Genomic DNA, 21115 nt, shown 5'->3' with positions numbered 1-21115 from the left:
CGATGAGGAGTAAATCTTGGAACAGGTCACCGACCACATCCTGGCCGCGGCCCGCAAGGTCATCGCGGTGCATGTCAACTACCCCAGCCGGGCAGCCCAGCGCGGCCGCACCCCAGAGCAGCCGTCCTACTTCCTGAAGCCGTCGTCCTCCCTGGCTGTCGGTTCGGCAGGAGCCCCGTCAACCGTGGAACGCCCCGCCGGCTGCGAACTCCTCGGCTATGAGGGCGAGATCGCCTTGATCATCGGCAAGCCCGCCCGCCGCGTGGGCATCGAGGATGCCTGGAGCCACGTCGAGTGGGTCACGGCCAGCAACGACCTCGGCGTCTATGACCTCCGTTATGCGGACAAGGGCTCCAACCTCCGGTCCAAGGGCGGCGACGGCTTCACCCCCGTAGGCCCGGGCCTGATTGCCGCCGACACCGTCGACCCGGCCAAGCTGCGGGTCCGCACCTGGCACAACGGCGACCTCGTGCAGGACGACACCACCGCGGAGCTGCTTTTCCCCTTCGCCCGGCTCGTCGCCGACCTCTCCCAGCTCCTCACCCTCGAAGAGGGCGACATCATCCTCACCGGCACCCCGGCCGGGGCATCCGTGGCCAGCCCGGGGGACGTCATCGAGGTGGAAGTCAGCAGCGCTGACTTGACCACCGGCCGGCTGGTCACCCGGGTGGCGGAAGGCACGACGCCGTTCGCGGACTTCGGCGCCCGGCCCAGGACTGATGATCTCCAGCGGGAGGAAGCCTACGGTTCGCGTGAAGCGGCCGGCCTGCCGGCCCCGGCGGCCATCCTGTCCCCGGAGCTGAAGGCGAAGCTGGAAAGCGTGTCCACGGCCACCCTGTCCTCGCAGCTGCGCAAGCGCGGCCTGAACAACGTCAGCATCGACGGCCTCACCTCCACCCGCCCGGGCCAGCGGATCGTCGGCCTGGCCCGGACCCTGCGCTACGTCCCCAACCGCGAGGACCTCTTCAAGGCCCACGGCGGCGGCTTCAACGCCCAGAAGAAGGCCATCGATTCCGTCAACGAGGGAGAGATCCTGGTCATGGAAGCCCGCGGCGAAAAGGGCACCGGCACCATCGGCGACATCCTGGCCCTGCGCGCCCAGGTCCGCGGCGCCGCAGCCGTCATCACCGACGGCGGCGTGCGTGATTTCTCCGCGGTGGCCGCGATGGACATGCCCACCTACTATGCCAACCCGCACCCGGCCGTCCTGGGTCGCCGACACATCCCGTGGGACACGGACATCACCATCGCCTGCGGCGGCACCACCGTGCAGCCCGGGGACATCATCGTGGCCGATGCCGACGGCATCCTGGTGATCCCGCCGGCCCTGGCCGAAGAGCTCGCGGACGATTCCATCGCCCAGGAACGCGAGGAAGTCTTCATTTTCGAAATGGTGCAGCAGGGCCACAGCGTGGACGGCCTCTACCCGCTCAACGCCGCGTGGCGGACCCGCTACGAGCAATGGGAAGCAGGCAAAGCCCATGGCTGACACAGCCACTACGACAGTCAGCAAGTCCGAACAGGCCTATGCGGCCGTCAAGGCCCGGATCGTGGACGGGACCTACTCCCCCGGCTACCGGCTGGTGCTGGCGAAGATCGCCGAGGACCTGGGCGTCAGCGTGGTTCCGGTCCGTGAGGCTATCCGCCGGCTCGAGGCCGAGGGCCTGGTGACGTTTGAACGGAACGTCGGCGCCACCGTCTCCGGGATCGACCCGACCGAGTACCTCTACACGATGCAGACCCTGAGCATTGTCGAGGGCGCCGCCACGGCCCTGTCGGCTCCGCTGATCGGGGAGGCGGACGTGGCCCGGGCCCGGGCGGTGAACGCCGAGATGCGCGACTGCCTGGAACACTTCGATCCCGTCCGGTTCACCGCACTGAACCAGGACTTCCACAGCGTCCTGTTCGAGCACTGCCCCAATCCGCACATCCTGGACCTGGTCCACCGGGGCTGGAATCGGCTCGCGTCCCTGCGGTCCTCCACGTTCCGCTTCGTCCCCGGCCGCGCCCACGACTCGGTCGACGAGCACGAAGCCCTGCTGCAACTCATCGAGTCCGGCGCCAGCCCGGACGCGATCGAAAAGGCCGCCCGACTCCACCGATCCGCCACCCTCGACGCGTACCTTGCCCAGGCGGCCGCCCACGACCACCCGACCCCGCAGACCGCACAGCAGTAAAGGAAGACAACAATGACGTTCCCTGCCGCAGAAACCCGGACCCATTACGTTCCGCAGGACCTTCCCACCCACATCCAGCACTACATCAACGGCGAATTCGTTGATTCCGTGGGCGGGGCGACCTTCGATGTCCTCGACCCGGTTTCCAACACCAACTACGCCACCGCCGCCGCCGGGCAGAAGGAAGACATCGACCTCGCCGTCGCCGCCGCCCGCAAAGCGTTCACCAACGGCCCATGGCCGAAGATGAAGCCCCGCGAGCGGGCCCGCGTCCTGAACCGGATCGCCGACGCCGTCGAAGCCCAGGAGGCACGCCTCGCCGAGCTCGAGACCTTTGACACCGGCCTGCCGATCACCCAGGCCAAAGGCCAGGCGCTCCGCGCGGCCGAGAACTTCCGCTTCTTCGCGGACCTGATCGTGGCCCAGTTCGACGACGCCATGAAGGTCCCCGGCGCCCAGATCAACTACGTCAACCGCAAGCCGATCGGCGTCGCCGGCCTCATCACGCCGTGGAACACGCCCTTCATGCTCGAGTCCTGGAAGCTCGCCCCGGCGCTGGCCACCGGCAACACCGTGGTGCTCAAGCCGGCCGAATTCACCCCGCTCTCGGCCTCGCTGTGGGCGACGATCTTCAAGGACGCCGGGCTCCCGGACGGCGTGTTCAACCTGGTCAATGGCCTGGGCGAGGAAGCCGGCGACGCGCTCGTGAAGCACCCGGACGTGCCGCTGATCTCCTTCACCGGCGAGACCACCACGGGCCAGACGATCTTCCGCAACGCCGCGGCCAACCTCAAGGGCCTGTCCATGGAGCTCGGCGGCAAGTCCCCGTGCGTCGTGTTCGCCGACGCCGACCTCGACGCCGCGATCGACTCCGCCCTGTTCGGCGTCTTCTCGCTCAACGGGGAACGCTGCACTGCCGGCTCCCGCATCCTGGTGGAGCGCGCCGTGTACGAGGAATTCTGCGAGAAGTACGCGGCCCGCGCCAGGAACATCGTGGTCGGTGACCCGCACGACCCCAAGACCGAGGTCGGCGCCCTGGTCCACCCGGAGCACTACGCCAAGGTGGCCTCCTACGTGGAAATCGGCAAGTCCGAAGGCCGGCTGCTGGCCGGCGGCGGCCGCCCGGACCACCTCCCGGAGGGCAACTACATCGCCCCCACGGTGTTCGCCGACGTCGCCCCGGAGGCGCGGATCTTCCAGGAGGAGATCTTCGGCCCCGTCGTCGCCATCACCCCGTTCGACACCGACGACGAAGCCCTGGCCCTGGCGAACAACACCAGGTACGGGCTCGCGGCCTACATCTGGACTCAGAACCTGACCCGAGCGCACAACTTCTCCCAGAACGTCGAGGCCGGCATGGTCTGGCTCAATAGCCACAACGTCCGCGACCTCCGCACTCCCTTCGGCGGCGTCAAGGCCTCGGGCCTGGGCCACGAGGGCGGCTACCGCTCCATCGACTTCTACACCGACCAGCAGGCCGTCCACATCACCCTGGGCCCTGTTCATACCCCGAAATTCGGCGCCTAAGCTTTCACGCCAGCGCCAAGCAGACCCCTTTCAAAGAAGAGAGAACACCATGACCAACTTCGTCCCCACCCCCACGGTCCCGGCACCGGACATCGTCCGCTGCGCCTATATGGAAATCGTCGTCACCGACCTCGCCAAATCCCGCGCCTTCTACGTGGACCTCCTTGGCCTGCACGTCACCGAGGAAGACGAGAACGCCATCTACCTGCGTTCGCTTGAGGAGTTCATCCACCACAACCTGGTGCTCCGCAAGGGACCCATCGCCGCCGTCGCGGCCTTCGCCTACCGGGTGAAGTCCCCCGCCGAGGTGGACGCCGCCGAGGCCTACTACAAGGAACTGGGCTGCCGCACCGAACGCCGCAAGGACGGCTTCACCAAGGGCATCGGCGACTCCGTCCGCGTCGAGGACCCGCTGGGCTTCCCCTACGAGTTCTTTTACGAGGTGGAGCACGTGGAACGCCTCACCCAGCGCTACGACCTCTACTCCGCCGGGGAGCTCGTGCGCCTGGACCACTTCAACCAGGTCACCCCCGACGTACCGCGCGGCCGCAAGTACCTCGAGGACCTCGGCTTCCGCGTCTCCGAAGACATCCAGGACTCCGACGGCGTCACCTACGCCGCCTGGATGCACCGCAAGCAGACCGTGCACGACACCGCCCTGACCGGCGGCAACGGCCCGCGCATGCACCACGTCGCGTTCGCCACCCACGAGAAGCACAACATCATCCAGATCTGCGACAAGATGGGCGCCCTGCGCATCTCCGACAGGATCGAGCGCGGCCCCGGCCGGCACGGCGTCTCCAACGCCTTCTACCTCTACATCCTGGACCCGGACGGCCACCGCGTGGAGATCTACACCCAGGACTACTACACCGGCGACCCGGACAACCCCACCATCACCTGGGACGTGCACGACAACCAGCGCCGCGACTGGTGGGGCAACCCCGTGGTCCCGTCCTGGTACACCGAGGCCTCCCTGGTCCTGGACCTCGACGGCAACCCCCAGCCCGTCATCGTCCGCGAGGAAAAGAGCGAGATGGCCGTGACCGTGGGCGCCGACGGGTTCTCCTACACCCGCAAGGACGAGGACGGCCACGCCGGGGAGAAGACCGGGTTCAAGCTCGGCGCCCAGCTCTAACGCGGCTGTAAACCCTGGCCCGCGCGGCCGGTCCCGCCTCCGACAGGCGCGGGACCGGCCCCGGCCGTCCCCCCATACCGCCCGAGAACCTGAGGAGCACCCGAATGCTTGACCCCGCGACGATCGAGGCGATCGCTGACGAACTGCTGGAAGCCGGCCGGTCCCGGACCCCTGTCGCCCGCCTGACCGCCCGCTACCCTGGCATGACGGTGGAGGACTCCTACGCCGTCCAGCAGCTGTGGCGGCGCCGCAACGAGGCCGCCGGGCGCAGGCTCGTGGGCCGCAAAATCGGGCTCACATCCAAAGCCATGCAGGCCGCGACCGGCATCACCGAGCCGGACTACGGCGCCATCTTCGATGACATGGTCCTGGAAACCGGCTGCTCCGTGGGCTGGGACCGCTACACCCACCCCCGTGTGGAAGTGGAACTGGCGTTCGTGCTGAAGAAGGACCTCGCCGGCCCCGGTTGCACCATCTTCGACGTCCTGAACGCCACCGACTACGTGGTCCCGGCCCTGGAGATCCTGGACTCCCGGATCGAAATGGAGGGCCGGACGATCGTGGACACCATCGCCGACAACGCCGCCATGGGTGCCATGGTGGTCGGCGGCCGCCCGGTGAAGCCCGACGCCGTCGACCTCCGCTGGGTCTCCGCCATCCTCTACAAGAACCAGACCGTCGAGGAAACCGGCGTCGCCGCCGGCGTCCTGGACCACCCCGCCAACGGGGTGCACTGGCTGGCCAACAAGATCGCCGCCCACGGAGACGGCATGAAGGCCGGCGACATCATCCTCGCCGGCTCCTTCACCCGGCCCCTCTGGGTGTACAAGGGAGATACCGTCCACGCCGACTACGGACCCCTGGGAGTCGTAACATGCCGCTTCGAGTAAAACCAGATGAAACCTTCCGGGACGCCCTGCGCAACCAAACCGGCGCTGCCGGCCGCCCCCTGGCCGGAATGTGGGTCTGCTCCGGCAGCCCCCTGATGGCCGAACTCTGCGCCGGCTCCGGCCTGGACTGGCTCCTCATCGACGCCGAACACAGCCCCAACGGACTCGAATCCATCCTCGCCCAGCTGCAGGCCGTGCACGGCTACCCGGTCCAGGTCCTGGTCCGGCCGCCCGTGAACGACACCGTCCTCATCAAGCAGTACCTGGACCTGGGCGTGCAGAACCTGCTGATCCCCATGGTGAACTCGGCCGCCGACGCCGAAGCCGCCGTGGCCGCCACCCGCTACCCGCCCCACGGGGTCCGCGGCGTCGGCTCCGCCCTGGCCCGGGCCGCGCGCTGGAACAGGGTCCCGGACTACCTCGCCCGCGCCTCGGACACCGTCAGCCTCACGGTGCAGATCGAATCCGAAGCCGCGGTCGCGGCCGTGGAGGAGATCCTGGCTGTGGACGGCGTAGATGCGATCTTCCTGGGCCCCTCCGACCTCGCCGCCTCCCTGGGACTGCTCGGCCAGCAGGAACACCCCCGGGTGCGCGCCGCCGTCGAACACTGCATTGCCGCCGCCACAGCGGCCGGAAAACCCGCCGGCGTAAACGCCTTCAACCCGCCCACGGCCCGCGCCTACCTGGCCGCCGGTGCCGCCTTCGTGCTGGTGGGCGCCGACGTCGCCCTGCTGGCCCGCGGCTCCGAAGCCCTTGCGGCCCAATACATCCCGCCGGACCCGGTGATTGGCCCTGCCGAAACCCCGACCAGCTACTGACTCCCTTTAGGACCTCCTCATGACTGTTTCCGCGATCACCCCTGCCATCTCACCCGAGCGCGAGGCATTTCTGCTCGCTTCCGTGCCTACCGGCCTGCTGATTAACGGCCAGTGGCGTGACGCGTCCGACGGCGGCACGTTCGACGTCCACGACCCCGCCACCGGCGAGGTCCTCGCCACGCTCGCCTCCGCGACGAGCGAGGACGCCCTCGCCGCGCTCGACGCCGCCGACAAGGCCCAGGCCGCCTGGGCCCGGACGGCACCCCGTGAACGCGCCGAAATCCTGCGCCGCGCCTTTGACCTGGTGACCGAGCGCGCCGAGGACTTCGCCCTGCTCATGACCCTGGAAATGGGCAAGCCGCTGGCCGAGGCCCGCGGCGAGGTGGCCTACGGCGCCGAGTTCCTGCGCTGGTTCTCCGAGGAGACGGTCCGCGACTACGGCCGCTACCTCACCACCCCCGAAGGCAGGAACAAGATCCTGGTGCAGAAAAAGCCCGTGGGGCCGTGCCTGCTCATCACGCCCTGGAACTTCCCCCTCGCGATGGCCACCCGCAAGGTCGCGCCCGCCGTCGCCGCCGGCTGCACCATGGTCCTTAAACCGGCCAAGCTCACTCCGTTGACCGCCCAGCTCTTCGCAAAGACCATGCTCGACGCCGGCCTGCCCGCCGGGGTCCTGAACGTTGTGGCCTCCTCCAGCGCCGCCGGGATCTCCGGGCCGCTGCTCGCCGATTCCCGGCTCCGGAAGGTCTCCTTCACCGGTTCCACCCCGGTGGGCAAGCGCCTCATGGCCGACGCCGCCCAAAATGTGCTGCGCACCTCGATGGAGCTCGGCGGCAACGCCCCGTTCATCGTCTTCGAGGACGCCGACCTCGACGCCGCGGTCGAGGGCGCGATGGCCGCGAAGATGCGCAACATGGGCGAGGCCTGCACCGCCGCCAACCGCTTCCTCGTCCAGGCATCCGTGGCCCAGGAATTCACCCGCAAGTTCGCCGCCGCCATGGGCGCCCTGACCACCGGCCGCGGCACCGAACCGGACACCACGGTGGGCCCGCTCATCGACGCCGGCGCCCGCGACGACGTCCACGCCCTGGTGACCGCCGCCGTCGACGCCGGGGCCACAGCGGTCACCGGCGGTTCCCCCGTGGACGGTCCCGGCTACTTCTACCGGCCCACCGTGCTCGCCAACGTCCCCAACGACGCCGAAATCCTCCGCCAGGAAATCTTCGGCCCCGTCGCCCCCGTGACCACCTTCGCCACCGAAGAGGACGCGATTCGGCTGGCCAACGCCACCGAATACGGACTGGCCTCCTACGTCTACAGCCGCGACTTCAACCGGCTCCTGCGCGTCGCGGAACAGATCGAATTCGGCATGGTTGGCTTCAACGCCGGCGTCATCTCCAACGCCGCCGCCCCCTTCGGCGGCGTCAAACAATCCGGCCTGGGCCGCGAGGGCGGCTCCGAAGGCATCGCCGAATACACCACCACCCAATACATCGGCATCGCCGACCCCTGGGCTGCCAAGGGATGACGCGGGGCAGCCATTGCCGGCCCCTTTAGGGACTTACTGACAGCCTGGCCACGGCGGCAATGTCCGCCGGGGTAGTTCGACAGCACCCGCCAACGAGCCGGGCGCCAAGTTCACGCCAGATGGGGGTTCCTTCCGCAAGGCTTGAGGGCTGTTTACTACCGGGTCCCGCTAGGGGGTGCGCCGTCGCGGCCGGCCGCCATGTCTTGGTGACTGCGTCGTAGCTTTCGCCCGAATTTGGATAGGCGATGAGGGGCGTATCGGTGGCTTTGCCCAGTGCCTCCAAGGAAGGCGAGACCAGCTCCAGCGGCACACAGTTCACGCCGATTGCCGCCACGAGCGGTTGCGCCCGGGAGAGCGTTGCCACGTGAGCCAGCGGCGTACCGTCGCTGATGTGCCCTCCGTCCCGGAGCGTGAAGGAGAGCCAGGATTCGACGTCGAACTCCCCTATGAGTGTCAACAGGGCCTCGGCCTCAGCCAGTGAAGGCAGCGTCTCACAGGCAAGGAGGTCCACTCCCGCCTCCACCAGCGCCGCGATCCGAGGCCGGTGGAACTCCAGGAACTCGTTTCGGCTGAGAACGTAGTCACCCCGGTATTCGGATCCGTCCGCGAGGTACGCGCCGTAGGGCCCGACCGATCCTGCAATCAGCAGGGGGCCCGAATCCGGGTTTTCGGCCAGATACTCGCGGCGCGCCTCGTCGGCCAGGCGCACACTCAATGCCACCCGTTCCAGGGCCTCTTCCTCGCCAATGCCGCGCCGTGCAAAACCCAGGGGTGTGGCCTGATAGCTCGCCGTGATGGCGACGGCGGCTCCGGCGCGGAAGTAATCGCGGTGTACGCGTTTGATGAGCTGGGGTTGCTCCAGAAGGACTTTCGCCGACCACAAGGGGTCTCCCAGGTCGCAGCCATGCGCTTCAAGCTCGGTGGCGAGTGCACCGTCCACCGTCAGGTTCGCTCCGGCGTCGAGCATGCGTGAAAGCTTGGTATCAGTGGGCATCGTTAGGGCTCCAAGCGGTTCGGGTCGTTCTTGCCTGCCGGCCGGGCGTGCACCTCTTGGTCCGGCAATGAAACGTAGCACAAGGTAGCGACCTCCGTCCGAGTAGTGTGCGTAATAAGCATTTTTTAATGCTTGTAATGACCATCACTCTATGCCACGATGGCTGTCAAACACGTTTTGCGACCCGCTCAGGAAGAGGCTTCCCGTGAAAATTGAAATGAAATCAGTCCGCAAGCTGCGCGTGCATTGGCCCATAGCGCCGGAAACCTTCTCACGGCTCGCGACTGGCGACGTGGAAGCATTCACGGATGAAGCGGGCATCGCGGCCCTGCTACAGGCTTTGTCGGATTCCCCCGACTTAGGGGACTTTGGCAACTACCGGCATGTCTTCGAATCCGGCCTGGGTTTCGAGGGATTCACCTGCACGGAAGGCGCCAACCCTACTTTGGGGCAAGTGGGCCAGCGGACAATTTCGCCTACCTTTGTCTGCACGACGTATTTCGATGCCGCGCTCGATGACGCTGCCGTGGAACGGTTCCTGGAGCACATCGTGGAGATCCACCCCTGGGAAGTACCGGTCATCGAACTGGCAGGGCCCATCAGCGTCTCCAGCACTGCCCTTCCGGCAGTCCTTGAGTGCGAGGCCGCATCATGATTGAAGCAGCAACGACCGGACTTTGGGACGGCTTGCAGTCGCTGCTCGCAGGCAGGTCCTTTACCGACCTCACGCACGCCTTTCACCCCGGCCAGCCGCATTTCCCGGCATTCCCCGACGAAACCCGGGAGACCGTTTTCGATCTGGACAGGGGCGACGGGTTCACCGCTCACCGTTATTCGATCATCGGCCAATGGGGAACACACGTTGACCCTCCCTCGCATTTCATCCGCGGGGGACGAACCCTGGACCAGATCCCTGTCGAGGAGATGGTCCTTCCGCTGGTCGTCCTGGACATCACCTCTCGGGTCACCGCCAATGCGGACGCCACCCCCACGATCGAGGACGTTCAGGCGTGGGAGCGCCGCAATGGTGCCATCGCGCCCGGGTCCTTTGTGGCATTGCGGACAGGGTGGAGTCACCGTTGGCCCGACACTGGCGCCATGGCAAACAGGGATGATGAGGGTGTCAGCCACACGCCGGGGTGGTCGCAGGAAGTCCTCTCTTTCCTGATCGAGGAGCGCTCGGTGACTGCAGTCGGCCATGAACAGACGGACACGGACCCGGGGAGTGCGACGTCCCGCCAGGATTTCAGCCTGGAGACGTATGTCCTGGCGCAGAACCGGTGGCAGATCGAGCTGATGGCAAATCTGGAGGGACTTCCGGAAGCGGGCGCAGCCCTCGTTGCGAGCTGGCCGAAGCCGCTGCAAGGCAGCGGTTTTCCGGCCCGGGTCTTCGCCATCCACTAGGACACGTTCGTCCATTGACTAGAATCGGTTCCATGTCTAAGACGTCCAGCATGGGCCGGGGAATCATGGCTGTCCTAGCGGTGGGCGCCCGCAGCGCAGGAGGCCTGCCCGGCGGAACGGTCGCTGACATAGCAGCCGACCTGGGTAAGGACCGCAGCCAGGTTTCGCGCAGCCTGCGGACCGCCGAGCAGGAGGGGTTTCTGGCACGCGGAGACCACCGGTCCTACACCCTGGATTGGTCGCTGCTGACAGACGCACAGCTATTGACAGACCAACGGCTGCAGACCGATGGTGTGACCGCCCTGGAAGGCCTGGCGGGTGAAACTGATGAGGGATGCTTCCTTGGCATTCTGCGCGGCGACAGTACGGTCACCATCGGTGAGCGTGTTCCGGAAAGCAGCAACATGGTCGGTTCCTGGCTTGGCCGGCCCTACCCGGCCTTTTGCAGTGATGCCGGCCAGGCACTGCTGTGGGAAGCGTCGGACGCCGAGGTCCAAACCATATTCTCCGGCGTTCCCTTTGTGCGCCATGGCCCCAATACTCCCCTTGACGTCGAGGACTTCCTGACACGACTGCGCGGTGCGCGGCACCGGGGGTATTCCATTGTCGACGAGGAAGCCGAGCCAGGGCTGTACTCCCTGGCCGTTCCGATTCACGACTTCAAAGGCGACGTGGTGGCAGCCCTTCAGGTCGTGGGCCCAAAGGCACGCTTGGAGCCAAAGCGGGAGTTCTGCGCCACAGCTCTCAGGTCTTGGGGAAAGTGGCTCGAGTCGGCGCTAGGCCATGCGGTACCGGAGAACCACCTCTAGCCGGCACGGTCCTTCCGGCCCGCGGCGCCCCGGATGCGGCCCTCGCAGGATCCCAGCCGTTCGGCCGCGGCCGTGAGGGCCTTGACAATGTCATCGATGCCGGACGCGATCTCAGCCCGGCTGCCCAGGACGCTGAGCGCGGCAAGAATGGATCCCTCAGCAGTGCGGACCGGCACAGCGAGTTCGTAGACTCCGTGCTCGAATTCTTCCTCCGCGACAATGAAGCCCCGGGCCCTGTCGCGGTCCATCAGTTCGGCGACTTCCTGGGGCGAATGTGCCGCTCCCGGACCGCCCACTCCGATGAAGTTGACGTCCTGGAGGAGGGCTTGAACGGCTGGCTGCTGCTCGTCCCACAGCAGCGCCCGGCCGGACCCGGTACACCATACGGGCGTCACCATGCCGGGTTTCACGAAGCTTCCGGGGACCGCGTCATTGCTGGAGGCACGCAGGAGAATGACGCGGAAGCCCTCGCGGACGGAAACTCTCGCTCTCAGGCCGAAAGAAGCCACCAAGGCCTCAAGTTCGGTTCTTGATTCGCGGACCCAGCCGGCATTCAGCGCTGCGGCAAGGCTGAAAAAGCGCGGGCCGGTTCGGAAAGGTCCGCGTTCGACACGTTCCAGCAGTCCCAGCTCGCACAATTCCTGCGTCAGCCGGGAGACACGGCTTTGTTCCATGTCCAGCTCGGATGCGAGCTGGGAAACGCCGAGAAGCCGCCTGCCCCACTTCTCCCGGTCTGCGACCAGCCGAACTATTCGAAGCCCTTGGGCCATGGACGACGCTTCCGAGGAAGAATCCATGCTCCATGCTCCTTCCGCCCGATAACTACGCCTATTCTCACATGTGTCCATCGTTGACCAGGACGCGGTTTCCTTGTGCCCACACGGTGTAGAGGTCCGCGAGTATCGCTGAATTCGCTGCTTCCAGTTCAGCGGGAGCGATTTCTGCGCTTCCCTGCCGCCCGAACAGCACGACTTCGTCTCCAGGGGAAACGTCCGCCACGTCGGTGACGTCGACAACCATGGAATTCATCGAAACGACGTCGACAATGGCGGCGCGGCGTCCCCGGACAAGGACGCCGCCTTGGCGGGCGAGTGCCCGCCGGTAGCCGTCTCCGTATCCTGCTGTGACTGTCGCCAGCTTGGAATCCCGGTTCAGGGTGCGGGTTAGCCCGTAGCCGACCTTAGTTCCGGCTGCGTAGCTGTTGATGGACGCGATCCGGGCCTTGAAGGCCAGGCACCGTTGGAAGTGCCCTGCTCTCGGATCCGAATCGCCGTAGAGGACTGCCCCGGCACGGACCATGTCCAGCCACGAGCCGCGCACGTGCAGGGCGGCGTAGGAATTGGCACAGTGGAGCAGCACGCCCTCCCGCGGAGTCCCGGTCAGGTGGAGCAGCGTTAACGCTTGGCTTTTAAATCGCTCAAGAGCTGTTTCAATATGGCCGTTGTCGTCCTTGGGGAAATGGGTCATGATCCCGGCCAGTTGAAGTCCAGGGTGGCTCACGATCGCGACCGCAGAGGCGCGCCCAAGTGCGGACGAGACGTCGAGGCTGTGCCTGCTGATGCCGGAAGAGTTGATATCGAGGTGGATGCGGACCAGCTTCCCGGCTTCGGCAGCGATCTTGTGCATCTCCCACGCGCTCCGCGGGTCGGAAAGGAGTTCTTCGATGTCGTGCCGCAGACCGGCCTTGATCTCTTGCGGCGCCGCGGCCCGGACACGCAGGATCCGTCCCGTAAAACCGCAGCGGCGTGCGATGGCAGCCTCTTCGTTGCTTCCCACTCCCACGAAGGGAACGCCTAGATGAACAAGAGACGGCAGCAATAGCCCAGCTCCGTGCCCGTAGGCATTGGACTTGACCACTGCACACAGGAGCGCAGTGTCATCGATCATGGTCAGGAGGTTCCGGACGTTTGACTCGAAAGCGGCGGCGTCAATCTCCAGCCAGCTGCCGGCGTCCTGGCCCGAACTGCGCATGTGGTGCATCAGGTCTTGTGAAGTCATGGTTTATCCGTTGAACAGCTTCACGGCCGGGGACGAGAGTCCCCGGCCGTGAAGCTGAGTAGGCGTTGGTTGATGATGGCGTCAGGACAGCTGGTCGGTGCGCGTCTTGCGTCCGTATTTGAAGTAGAAGAAGGCGTAGCAGGCGCCAACAAATGCAACACCGAAATAGAGGGCTGCTACCTGGTTCGGGTCAAAGGCGATGCCGACGAGGGAAATGAGGCAAAGCGAGAAGGCCAGGATCGGCACCAGCGGGAACAGCGGGGCCTTGTACGGAAGGGCAGCCACATCGCCGCCGTTCTTGACGAAGGACCTCCTGTGGAAAAAATGCGAGGCGGTGATGGACATCCAGACCCCGACGACGGCGAAACCCGCCACAGAGACGAGAGCCAGATATACCGTTTCGGGCGCCACGACGCTGCTGATCAGTGACGCCAGGCCGCCGAGCATGCTCACCGATAGCGCGGTCATGGGGATCCCCCGCCGCGTCAGCTTCTTCAGCGCCCGGGGGGCATGCCCCTCGTCGGCAAGGGAGTAGAGCATCCGCGCGCAGGAGAAGAGCCCGCTGTTTCCGGCCGAGAGGAGTGCAGTGATGATGACGAAGTTCATGATGTCGGCGGCAAAGGGAATGCCGATGGATGAGAAGACCGTCACGAACGGGCTCTCATCCAGTCCGACCTGCTCGAAGGGGATGGTGGCGGCGATGACAGCGATTGCCCCGACGAAGAAGATCAGCAGACGGATTACTGTGCTGCGCATCGCTTTGGGGATGCTGGTGGCGGGATCGGCCGTTTCGCCCGCTGCCACGCCGATGAGTTCAGAGCCGGAGAAGGCGTAGAAAACTGCCAGTGCAGTGACCAGGACACCGGCGAAACCATTGGGGAAGAGACCGCCGGAGGTGTTGAAGTTCTCAAACAGGAAAGGGTGGTTTGCCCCCTCGCTGAGCGGGTGGAAGCCGAGCAGCGCCGCGCCGCCGAAAACGATGAGGACCAGGATGGCGCCCACCTTCACGATGGCGAACCAGAACTCGGACTCGCCAAAGAACTTCGACGAAACGGCGTTGAAGCCGAAGAGGACCGCGGCGAAGATGACGCACCAGACCCAGACGTCAACACCCGGGAACCACCGCTGCATGAGGAGACCGGAGGCCGTGAACTCCGATCCGATGGCCACTGCCCAGCACAGCCAGTAGAGCCAGGCGGTGGTGAACCCGGTGGCCGGCCCGATCGACCTCGCCGCGTAGATATGGAAGGCGCCTGAGACCGGATATGCGATGGCCAGTTCGCCGAGGCACGCCATCACCAGGTACACAACAAAGGCGCCGATGAGATAGGCGATGACAGCCCCGAGGGGCCCGGCCTGAGAAATGGTGTAGCCCGAGCTCAGGAACAGCCCGGAGCCGATCACCCCACCCATGGCGATCATGACCAGATGCCGCGCCCCCATGGACCGCCGGAGCCCGGAGTCGGTCGACGGGGGAATCGTGGGCTGTGGTTCTAGCTGGACGGACGATGAGGGTTCCATGGTTTCTCCCGGATGAGTGGACAGGTCTGATGCGAAGGGTGCGCCCGACGCCCCGGCGTGCGGGACAGGCCGCCTCGAGCTGCGCAGCACCGATAGTGATGAAAGTAACACGAAAACCACTCTTTGGTCATTAAAAACATTTAAACATGCCTATGTTGCACGCAGGTTACCTCGAGGTGTAGATGCCGAATCGGCAGTCAGATGGTCAATTCGCCCTGTTTTTCGGTCACAATCACATGCACTGACGGACATGGAATGCAGACAGCATTGGAGGACCGATGTAACTGATTGAAGGAGCACCATGACCACCTACGACATTGCGCTGATCGGCTTTGGCGGCGTTAACAGGACGCTGGCCGAACTGATCGCAACACGCGGCGAGACACTTCACACCGATCTGGGCTTCGGCCTGCGGGTCGTGGCCATCACCGACCTGCGTCTGGGCTCCCTGGTCCAGCCCGAGGGCATCGACCTCTCCATCGCCCTCAAATTGGACGGCGGCAGCGAAACCTTCGCCAAGTACGGCGGATCCACGGACACCAATAACGAATCAGTTATCCGCAGCTGCACCGCTGACATCATCTGCGAGGCCACGTTCACGAATCCCGACGACGGCGAGCCAGCAGTTTCGCACGTGCGGTGGGCACTCGAATCCGGCAAGAGCGTCTGTACGACGAACAAGGGCCCCGTTGCCCTCCGCGGCGCCGAGCTGACCGCCCTGGCCGAACAGAACGGCGTGCACTTCGAGTTCGAGGGTGCCGTCATGAGCGGCACCCCCGTCATCCGCCTCGCCAAGAAGATGTTCGAGGGGCTGAAGCTGAACGGCTTCGAAGGCATCCTCAACGGCACCAGCAACTATGTGCTCGGACGGATGGAGGCCGGACTGGGCCTCGACGCTGCCATCGGTGAGGCACAGGACCTCGGCTATGCCGAGGCAAACCCCGCGGCAGACATCGAGGGGTACGACGTTCAGCTCAAGGTCCTCATCCTCGCCAACGAGCTGCTCGATGCAGGCATAGAACTCAAGGACGTCCAGCGACAGGGGATTTCGGCCGTGACGCCGGAGAATATCCGGAAGGCAGCCAGCGAGGGACGCCGGTGGAAGCTCGTCGGTGCAGCACGGCGGAACCCGGACGGGTCAGTGACGGCAGGCGTATCCCCCGTAGCACTCCCCCTCGACCATGGGCTGGCAGGGGTTTCCGGCGCGACCAATGCCGTGTCCTTCGACACCGACCTTCTGGGCGCAGTGACGGTCTCAGGACCGGGGGCCGGCCGTGTGGAGACCGCCTACGCTCTGCTCTCTGACATCATCGCCATGCACGCAGCCAGGACGGGAGTAGTTGCAAATGCCTGAATCCACACTGTGTTCGACAGAAACCGCGCTGCCGCAGTTCCGCGATGTGACGAGCCCCTTTGACGGCAGAGTGATCGGCGCGGTTTCGCTGACCGAATCCACTGCCGGCAAAGCCGTGATCGAAACGGCTCGCATCGGCGCCCGGAAAGCACGGGCACTGTCCCGCAACGCACGCGGGAAGATACTGGACGGCGCCGCAACTGAGATCGAGAGGCGCAACGAGGAGTTCGCGCAAACCATTGTGTCCGAAGCCGGCAAAACGATCCGTCAGGCCCGGAAGGAAGTACTGCGCGCAGTCAACACGCTCCGCCTCTCCGCTGCCGAAGCACGCCGGAACGCTGGCGAAGTCATCCCTTTTGACTCGTACGAGGGCTCAGAGGACCGCACCGGGTGGTACTCGCGCGAGCCCTTGGGCATCATTGCCGCGATCACTCCGTTCAACGACCCCCTCAACCTGGTGGCACACAAAATCGGGCCCGCAATCGCGGGAGGAAACGCCGTGATCCTCAAACCCTCTGCACTCACGCCCCTATCGGCCCAGATGCTCACGGACGCCCTCGTGAACTCCGGGCTCCCGACGGAAGCCCTCACGATTGTTCACGGCGACCGGGAAGTTGCCGAAGCAATCATCAGGTCCCGGGACGTAAGAATGGTGTCCTTCACCGGTGGGTTCTCCACGGGTGAGAGTATCGCCCGCACCGCGGGCCTGAAGAAGCTTTCCATGGACCTTGGCGGAAACGCTCCCGTGATCGTCCTAGACGACGCCCACATCGAGAACGCAGTGGAATCCTGCGTCTCCGGAGCGTTTTGGGCCGCCGGGCAGAACTGTGTGGGAGTGCAGCGGATCCTGGTAGCCGCCCCGGTGTACAGCGCGTTCCGCCGGCGCTTCCTGGAGGCAACGGCACAGTTGGTTACCGGAGATCCACTGGATGAACTGACGGATGTCGGGCCGATGATCAGCCCCGCTGCCGTGCACGGGTTGCAGTCCAAGCTTGACGAGGCCCTCGACGCCGGCGCTGTCCTTCTCGCAGGCAATGTCACGGACGGTAACGTGCTTCACCCGACCGTTCTGGAAGCCGTCCCGGAAGACAGCCGGTTGTGGACGGAGGAAGTTTTCGGGCCGGTGGTCATGCTTCGAAAATTCAACACCTTCGAAGAGGCCATCGAAGTCGCCAACGCCATCGATTTCAGTCTCCACGCCGGCATATTCACCGACTCCCTGGCCAAGGCCATGGAGGCAGCCCACCGCCTCGAAGCAGGCGGCGTCATGATCAACGATTCCTCGGACTACCGGTTCGACGGCATGCCGTTCGGCGGCGCCAAGTACGGGAGCATGGGCAGGGAGGGCGTCCATTTCGCGTATGAGGAGATGACCCAGCCAAAGGTCATCTGCATCAAGAAATGATCGAAGCGGAGGGGCGCGGCCGGCCCTTGCGCCCCTCCGCTTCCTCCGAGTATGCGGCACACAACTACCCCACCACCCACACTTTCACGCAGAGGATCGAAACCCATGACCACCCGCATCGAGACGGATTCGCTCGGGAACGTTCCCGTACCGGCCACAGCCTATTGGGGGGCACACACCGCCCGCGCCTTGGAGAACTTCACCATCAGCGGTATTCCCGTCTCCCGCCACCCCCATCTGGTGCGTGCCCTGGCGATGATCAAGAACGCTGCGGCGCAGGCCAACTGCGAACTCGGCATCCTCAACCCGCGTGAAGCGACAGCGATCCGCGAAGCATGCCAGGAAATCCAGGACGGACATCACCACGAACAATTCTGCGTGGACGTCATCCAGGGCGGTGCAGGCACCAGCACGAACATGAATGCCAACGAGGTGATCGCGAACCTTGCGCTGGAAAAACTGGGCCACCGCCGCGGTGAATACCAGCACCTGCACCCCATTGACCACGTCAACCGGTGCCAATCCACAAATGACACCTATCCCACGGCGATCAAGCTGGCTCTGAATTTCGCTACTGCAGAACTCAACCGGGAGTTGGGGAAACTTGCCGAATCCGCCCGCAACAAGGGCGCCGAATTCGCCGACGTCGTGAAGATGGGCAGGACACAGCTCCAGGACGCCGTCCCGATGACCCTTGGGCAGGAGTTCAATGCCTTCGCCGCGACGCTGGAAGAAGACCGCTGCAGGCTAATGGAATCCACAGCGCTGATGCTCGAGTGCAGCCTCGGTGCCACCGCCATCGGGACGGGCATCACCGCCGAACCTGGATATCAACAACTCGTCCTTCGGGCACTGTCCGAAGTGTCCGGCGTCCCGGTCTTTCCCGCCGCTGATCTCATCGAAGCCACGTCCGACGTCGGCGTTTTCATGCACATGTCAGGCATGCTGAAACGCACGGCCATCAAGCTCTCCAAAATCAGCAGCGACCTCCGGCTGCTGTCGAGCGGTCCACAGAACGGCTTCGGCGAAATTATCCTGCCTCCGCGCCAGGCCGGGTCATCAATCATGCCGGGAAAGGTCAACCCTGTCATCCCGGAGACCATGAACCAGATTGCCTTCGCAGTGGCCGGAGCTGACACCACCGTGACGATGGCTGCAGACAACGGCCAGCTCCAGCTCAATGCCTTCGAACCTGTCATTGCCCATGTCCTTCTTCAGAGCATTTCGTGGCTCGAACAAGGATCACGCGTTCTCCGTCGGTACTGCATGGAAGGCATTGAAGCGAACACCGGACGCCTCGCCCGCCAGGCGGCCGCCTCGGCAGGCCTCGCAACAGCCTTGATACCGGCCATCGGGTATGCCGCCGCTGCGGCGGTGGCCAAGGAAGCCCTCCAGGACGGGTCCGCCATCCTGGACATCGTCACCAGCAGGAACCTCATGGACCGGGACGCAGCTCAGTTACTGCTTGAATCCGCCGTGCTGCCTGTCAGAACTGCGGACATGTCCGGCGTCTGATCACGTCACTCGCTGGCGCGGACCCCTCCGGTCCCGCGCCTGATGAGACTCGAAAGCGTCATGGCCGTCACCGTGTCCGTCACGCCGGGAATTGCCGCGATCTGCTCCCAGATCTCCTGAACCCTTTCCAGCGACCGGGCCTCGACCCGGACCAACAGGTCAAAGTCACCGCTCACGACATCACACAGAACCACCTCCGGAATCGACCGCAGGACGGTGATGACGTCCGACCCCCGCACCCGGTCCTTCCTGTAAACCATCAGGAAGGCGGACACCGGACCCTGACCCGGCGGCCCGGCAACAATCGTGTACCCCTGGATATACCCCTGCCGCTCCATCCGTTCGATCCGCTGGCGAACGGCATTTCTCGACAGGAGGACCTTGGTCGCCAGCTCCGCATGGCTCATGCGGGCGTTCTTAGTGAGCTCCGCAAGAATCCTCTGATCAATCTGATCAAGACTCACTCGATCCACGCCTACCCTTCACCGCAACAATCCCCCGGGCACTGCCGGAACGGAACCAATATCAAGACCGAAAGCCTGCGAAAAAATGACACCTCTGCACCAGGCCCGTCCCTCTCTCACTGGCGTTAGCTGCATCTTGTTCGACATGGACGGCACGCTCCTGGATTCGGCTCCCGGCGTGACAGCAAGTGCTGCCCAGGCCCTGGCAGCTGTAGGTGCGCCGATCCCGGCGATGGACACTCTGCGCCGGTTCGTCGGCCCGCCGATGATCGAGTCCTTCAGAACAGTCTCACAGTTGGACGAAGAATCCGCCCAAAAGGCCCTCCAACATTACCGCAAGGCGTATGCCGCTCATGGCGCTGAACAGTCCAGTCCATACGACGGGATCAAAGACTTGCTTGAGCACCTGCACACGGCCGGTATTCCTATGGCCGTAGCCACTTCCAAGGTGGAAGACCAAGCAGTACGACTTGCACGACGGTTTGGGATTGAGCGCCACTTCATCAACGTATGCGGGGCGTCGGACTCCGATGGAAGAGCGAGCAAGGCGGAGGTCATCGCCGAATTGCTGCTCCGGCTCCAACGCGAAGGCGTAGACATCTCCCGTCCCGCAATGGTCGGAGACCGAAGCTACGACGTCGCGGGGGCAGCCAAACACGGCATCCCCACGATATTCGCACTCTGGGGGTATGGGGACGCCGGGGAAGCTTCACAAGCGGCCGCCGTCGCTGCCTCCCCCGAGGCCCTGCTGCCACTGCTCCTGAATCACGACCACACATGAAGGGCGCCCGTAGTGCGGGGCTTGGCAACGAGCGGATCGCCGGTTACAGGCTCCGGTGGTGTTCGATCAGCCAGCGGGCCATTTGCTGCGCCCGCTTGGAAGCCAGGATGTCGCCTTCTGTCGCCGAGATGATGGAGCCCTTCATCAGGATGTGCCAGGAACGGGCAAAGTCCTCGGGGCGGTTCAGCCCGGCTTCCTCGGCCAGAGCCTGGATGTGGTCCCTGATCCGGCTGAGATATCCGATGCTTGCCATCCCCAAGGGGTGCCCTGGTCCCATCTCCAACAGGACGTTGATAAACGTGCACGCCTCGAAGTCTTCCCGCTTGAACCAGTCCCCGAACACGTCAAAGACGGCGAGCAGCCGTTCCTCGGCGGTGGTGCCGCGGCGCCTGGCCTCGGCCACGATGAGGTCCACGGTCCACACCTGGTCGCGCAGCTCCAGGAAGGCAAGCACCAGCGCGTCCTTGGATGGAAAGTGCCGGTAGAACGTTGCTTTTGAGACGCCTGAGCTGTCGATCAGCTCGTTAACCCCGACGTCGCGGATGCCGCGGCGGGAGAACAGTTCGTAGGCGGTGGAGAGAATGCGGTCCACTGGATCATCGCGACCGGCCATCGCCGCGGCGGGCAACAACGTGGGACTGGCAGCTTCGTTGGCGGTCATTGTGGAAGAAATTTTACACCGGACCCGCGGAGCGGACTGCTGTGTCGTAAGTCGGGCCTCCATCGTCCAAAGAGTCGAGCCCCGGCCTCATGCGGTACAAGGCCGGGTAAATACCCGGACGTCCCTCCCGT

20 protein-coding genes are annotated in these 21115 nt (G+C 65.0%); 14 read left to right on the top strand and 6 right to left on the bottom strand.

Features of this window, described 5'->3' with window-relative positions:
• The first annotated feature begins 16 nt into the window (after positions 1 to 16).
• The 7 genes from C9424_RS08495 to C9424_RS08465 all read left to right on the top strand — a co-directional run bounded on the left by C9424_RS08495 (position 17) and on the right by C9424_RS08465 (position 8078).
• Positions 17 to 1489, top strand: coding sequence for a fumarylacetoacetate hydrolase family protein (locus C9424_RS08495; protein WP_116766438.1), 1473 nt, complete (start codon positions 17 to 19; stop codon positions 1487 to 1489).
• Complete coding sequence (locus C9424_RS08490; protein ID WP_116766437.1) at positions 1482 to 2177, top strand: GntR family transcriptional regulator; 696 nt, start codon at positions 1482 to 1484, stop codon at positions 2175 to 2177. Before C9424_RS08495 ends, C9424_RS08490 begins: the two co-directional genes overlap by 8 nt.
• Positions 2178 to 2189: 12 nt before the next feature.
• Positions 2190 to 3704 (top strand): 5-carboxymethyl-2-hydroxymuconate semialdehyde dehydrogenase, encoded by a 1515-nt coding sequence (gene hpaE / locus C9424_RS08485; protein WP_116766436.1) that lies wholly within the window; start codon positions 2190 to 2192, stop codon positions 3702 to 3704.
• 49 nt (positions 3705 to 3753) lie between these two features.
• The gene (hpaD, locus tag C9424_RS08480; RefSeq protein ID WP_116766435.1) at positions 3754 to 4842 is read left to right on the top strand and encodes a 3,4-dihydroxyphenylacetate 2,3-dioxygenase; all 1089 of its coding nucleotides are present in this window, start codon (positions 3754 to 3756) and stop codon (positions 4840 to 4842) included.
• 104 nt (positions 4843 to 4946) lie between these two features.
• Positions 4947 to 5732 carry a 2-oxo-hept-4-ene-1,7-dioate hydratase gene (gene hpaH, locus C9424_RS08475; RefSeq protein ID WP_116766434.1) on the top strand — a complete coding sequence of 262 codons (786 nt, stop codon included), beginning with the start codon at positions 4947 to 4949 and terminating at the stop codon, positions 5730 to 5732.
• A complete protein-coding gene (locus C9424_RS08470) occupies positions 5717 to 6550 on the top strand; it encodes an HpcH/HpaI aldolase family protein (RefSeq protein ID WP_202615814.1) in 834 nt (277 codons plus the stop codon). The genes hpaH and C9424_RS08470 overlap by 16 nt, the downstream gene beginning before the upstream one ends.
• A gap of 19 nt (positions 6551 to 6569) precedes the next feature.
• Positions 6570 to 8078, top strand: coding sequence for an NAD-dependent succinate-semialdehyde dehydrogenase (locus C9424_RS08465; RefSeq protein WP_116766433.1), 1509 nt, complete (start codon positions 6570 to 6572; stop codon positions 8076 to 8078).
• A 25-nt stretch (positions 8079 to 8103) separates the two neighbouring features.
• Here C9424_RS08465 and mmuM read toward each other — a convergent pair whose 3' ends face one another.
• On the bottom strand, positions 8104 to 9072 hold the full coding sequence (gene mmuM, locus C9424_RS08460) for a homocysteine S-methyltransferase (protein ID WP_116766432.1): 969 nt from the start codon (positions 9070 to 9072) through the stop codon (positions 8104 to 8106).
• A 205-nt stretch (positions 9073 to 9277) separates the two neighbouring features.
• Here mmuM and C9424_RS08455 point away from each other — a divergent pair, with 205 nt between their 5' ends.
• From C9424_RS08455 to C9424_RS08445, 3 genes are read left to right on the top strand one after another with little or no spacing between them, the layout of a single operon-like run.
• Positions 9278 to 9727, top strand: coding sequence for a hypothetical protein (locus C9424_RS08455; RefSeq protein WP_116766431.1), 450 nt, complete (start codon positions 9278 to 9280; stop codon positions 9725 to 9727).
• Positions 9724 to 10476 carry a cyclase family protein gene (locus C9424_RS08450; RefSeq protein WP_116766430.1) on the top strand — a complete coding sequence of 251 codons (753 nt, stop codon included), beginning with the start codon at positions 9724 to 9726 and terminating at the stop codon, positions 10474 to 10476. Before C9424_RS08455 ends, C9424_RS08450 begins: the two co-directional genes overlap by 4 nt.
• Before the next feature lie 32 nt (positions 10477 to 10508).
• On the top strand, positions 10509 to 11285 hold the full coding sequence (locus tag C9424_RS08445) for an IclR family transcriptional regulator (protein ID WP_116766429.1): 777 nt from the start codon (positions 10509 to 10511) through the stop codon (positions 11283 to 11285).
• Here C9424_RS08445 and C9424_RS08440 read toward each other — a convergent pair.
• The 3 genes from C9424_RS08440 to C9424_RS08430 all read right to left on the bottom strand — a co-directional run bounded on the left by C9424_RS08440 (position 11282) and on the right by C9424_RS08430 (position 14804).
• Entirely contained in the window at positions 11282 to 12082 is an 801-nt protein-coding gene (locus tag C9424_RS08440) for an IclR family transcriptional regulator (RefSeq protein ID WP_116766428.1), read from the bottom strand. The genes C9424_RS08445 and C9424_RS08440 overlap by 4 nt on opposite strands.
• A gap of 37 nt (positions 12083 to 12119) precedes the next feature.
• Positions 12120 to 13283 (bottom strand): alanine racemase, encoded by a 1164-nt coding sequence (gene alr / locus C9424_RS08435; protein WP_116766427.1) that lies wholly within the window; start codon positions 13281 to 13283, stop codon positions 12120 to 12122.
• An 81-nt stretch (positions 13284 to 13364) separates the two neighbouring features.
• Complete coding sequence (locus C9424_RS08430) at positions 13365 to 14804, bottom strand: amino acid permease (RefSeq protein ID WP_116766426.1); 1440 nt, start codon at positions 14802 to 14804, stop codon at positions 13365 to 13367.
• 301 nt (positions 14805 to 15105) lie between these two features.
• Here C9424_RS08430 and C9424_RS08425 point away from each other — a divergent pair, with 301 nt between their 5' ends.
• From C9424_RS08425 to C9424_RS08415, 3 genes are all read left to right on the top strand, one after another.
• Entirely contained in the window at positions 15106 to 16158 is a 1053-nt protein-coding gene (locus tag C9424_RS08425; RefSeq protein ID WP_116766425.1) for a homoserine dehydrogenase, read from the top strand.
• Positions 16151 to 17563 (top strand): aldehyde dehydrogenase family protein, encoded by a 1413-nt coding sequence (locus C9424_RS08420; RefSeq protein WP_116766424.1) that lies wholly within the window; start codon positions 16151 to 16153, stop codon positions 17561 to 17563. Before C9424_RS08425 ends, C9424_RS08420 begins: the two co-directional genes overlap by 8 nt.
• 105 nt (positions 17564 to 17668) lie before the next feature.
• On the top strand, positions 17669 to 19078 hold the full coding sequence (locus tag C9424_RS08415) for an aspartate ammonia-lyase (RefSeq protein ID WP_116766423.1): 1410 nt from the start codon (positions 17669 to 17671) through the stop codon (positions 19076 to 19078).
• Between the two features lie 5 nt (positions 19079 to 19083).
• Here C9424_RS08415 and C9424_RS08410 read toward each other — a convergent pair whose 3' ends face one another.
• On the bottom strand, positions 19084 to 19551 hold the full coding sequence (locus C9424_RS08410; RefSeq protein WP_116766422.1) for an Lrp/AsnC family transcriptional regulator: 468 nt from the start codon (positions 19549 to 19551) through the stop codon (positions 19084 to 19086).
• Between the two features lie 76 nt (positions 19552 to 19627).
• On the opposite strand from C9424_RS08410, the gene C9424_RS08405 reads away from it, so the two are divergent.
• Entirely contained in the window at positions 19628 to 20323 is a 696-nt protein-coding gene (locus C9424_RS08405) for an HAD hydrolase-like protein (protein WP_116766421.1), read from the top strand.
• A gap of 43 nt (positions 20324 to 20366) precedes the next feature.
• Here the strand turns inward: C9424_RS08405 and C9424_RS08400 are convergent, their stop codons facing one another.
• Positions 20367 to 20984, bottom strand: coding sequence for a TetR/AcrR family transcriptional regulator (locus C9424_RS08400; RefSeq protein WP_116766420.1), 618 nt, complete (start codon positions 20982 to 20984; stop codon positions 20367 to 20369).
• Positions 20985 to 21115: the final 131 nt, after the last annotated feature.

This window comes from Arthrobacter sp. H-02-3, from assembly GCF_003097355.1.
Lineage (GTDB): Bacteria > Actinomycetota > Actinomycetes > Actinomycetales > Micrococcaceae > Arthrobacter > Arthrobacter humicola.
This window is presented reverse-complemented; position numbering and strand designations above follow the sequence as displayed.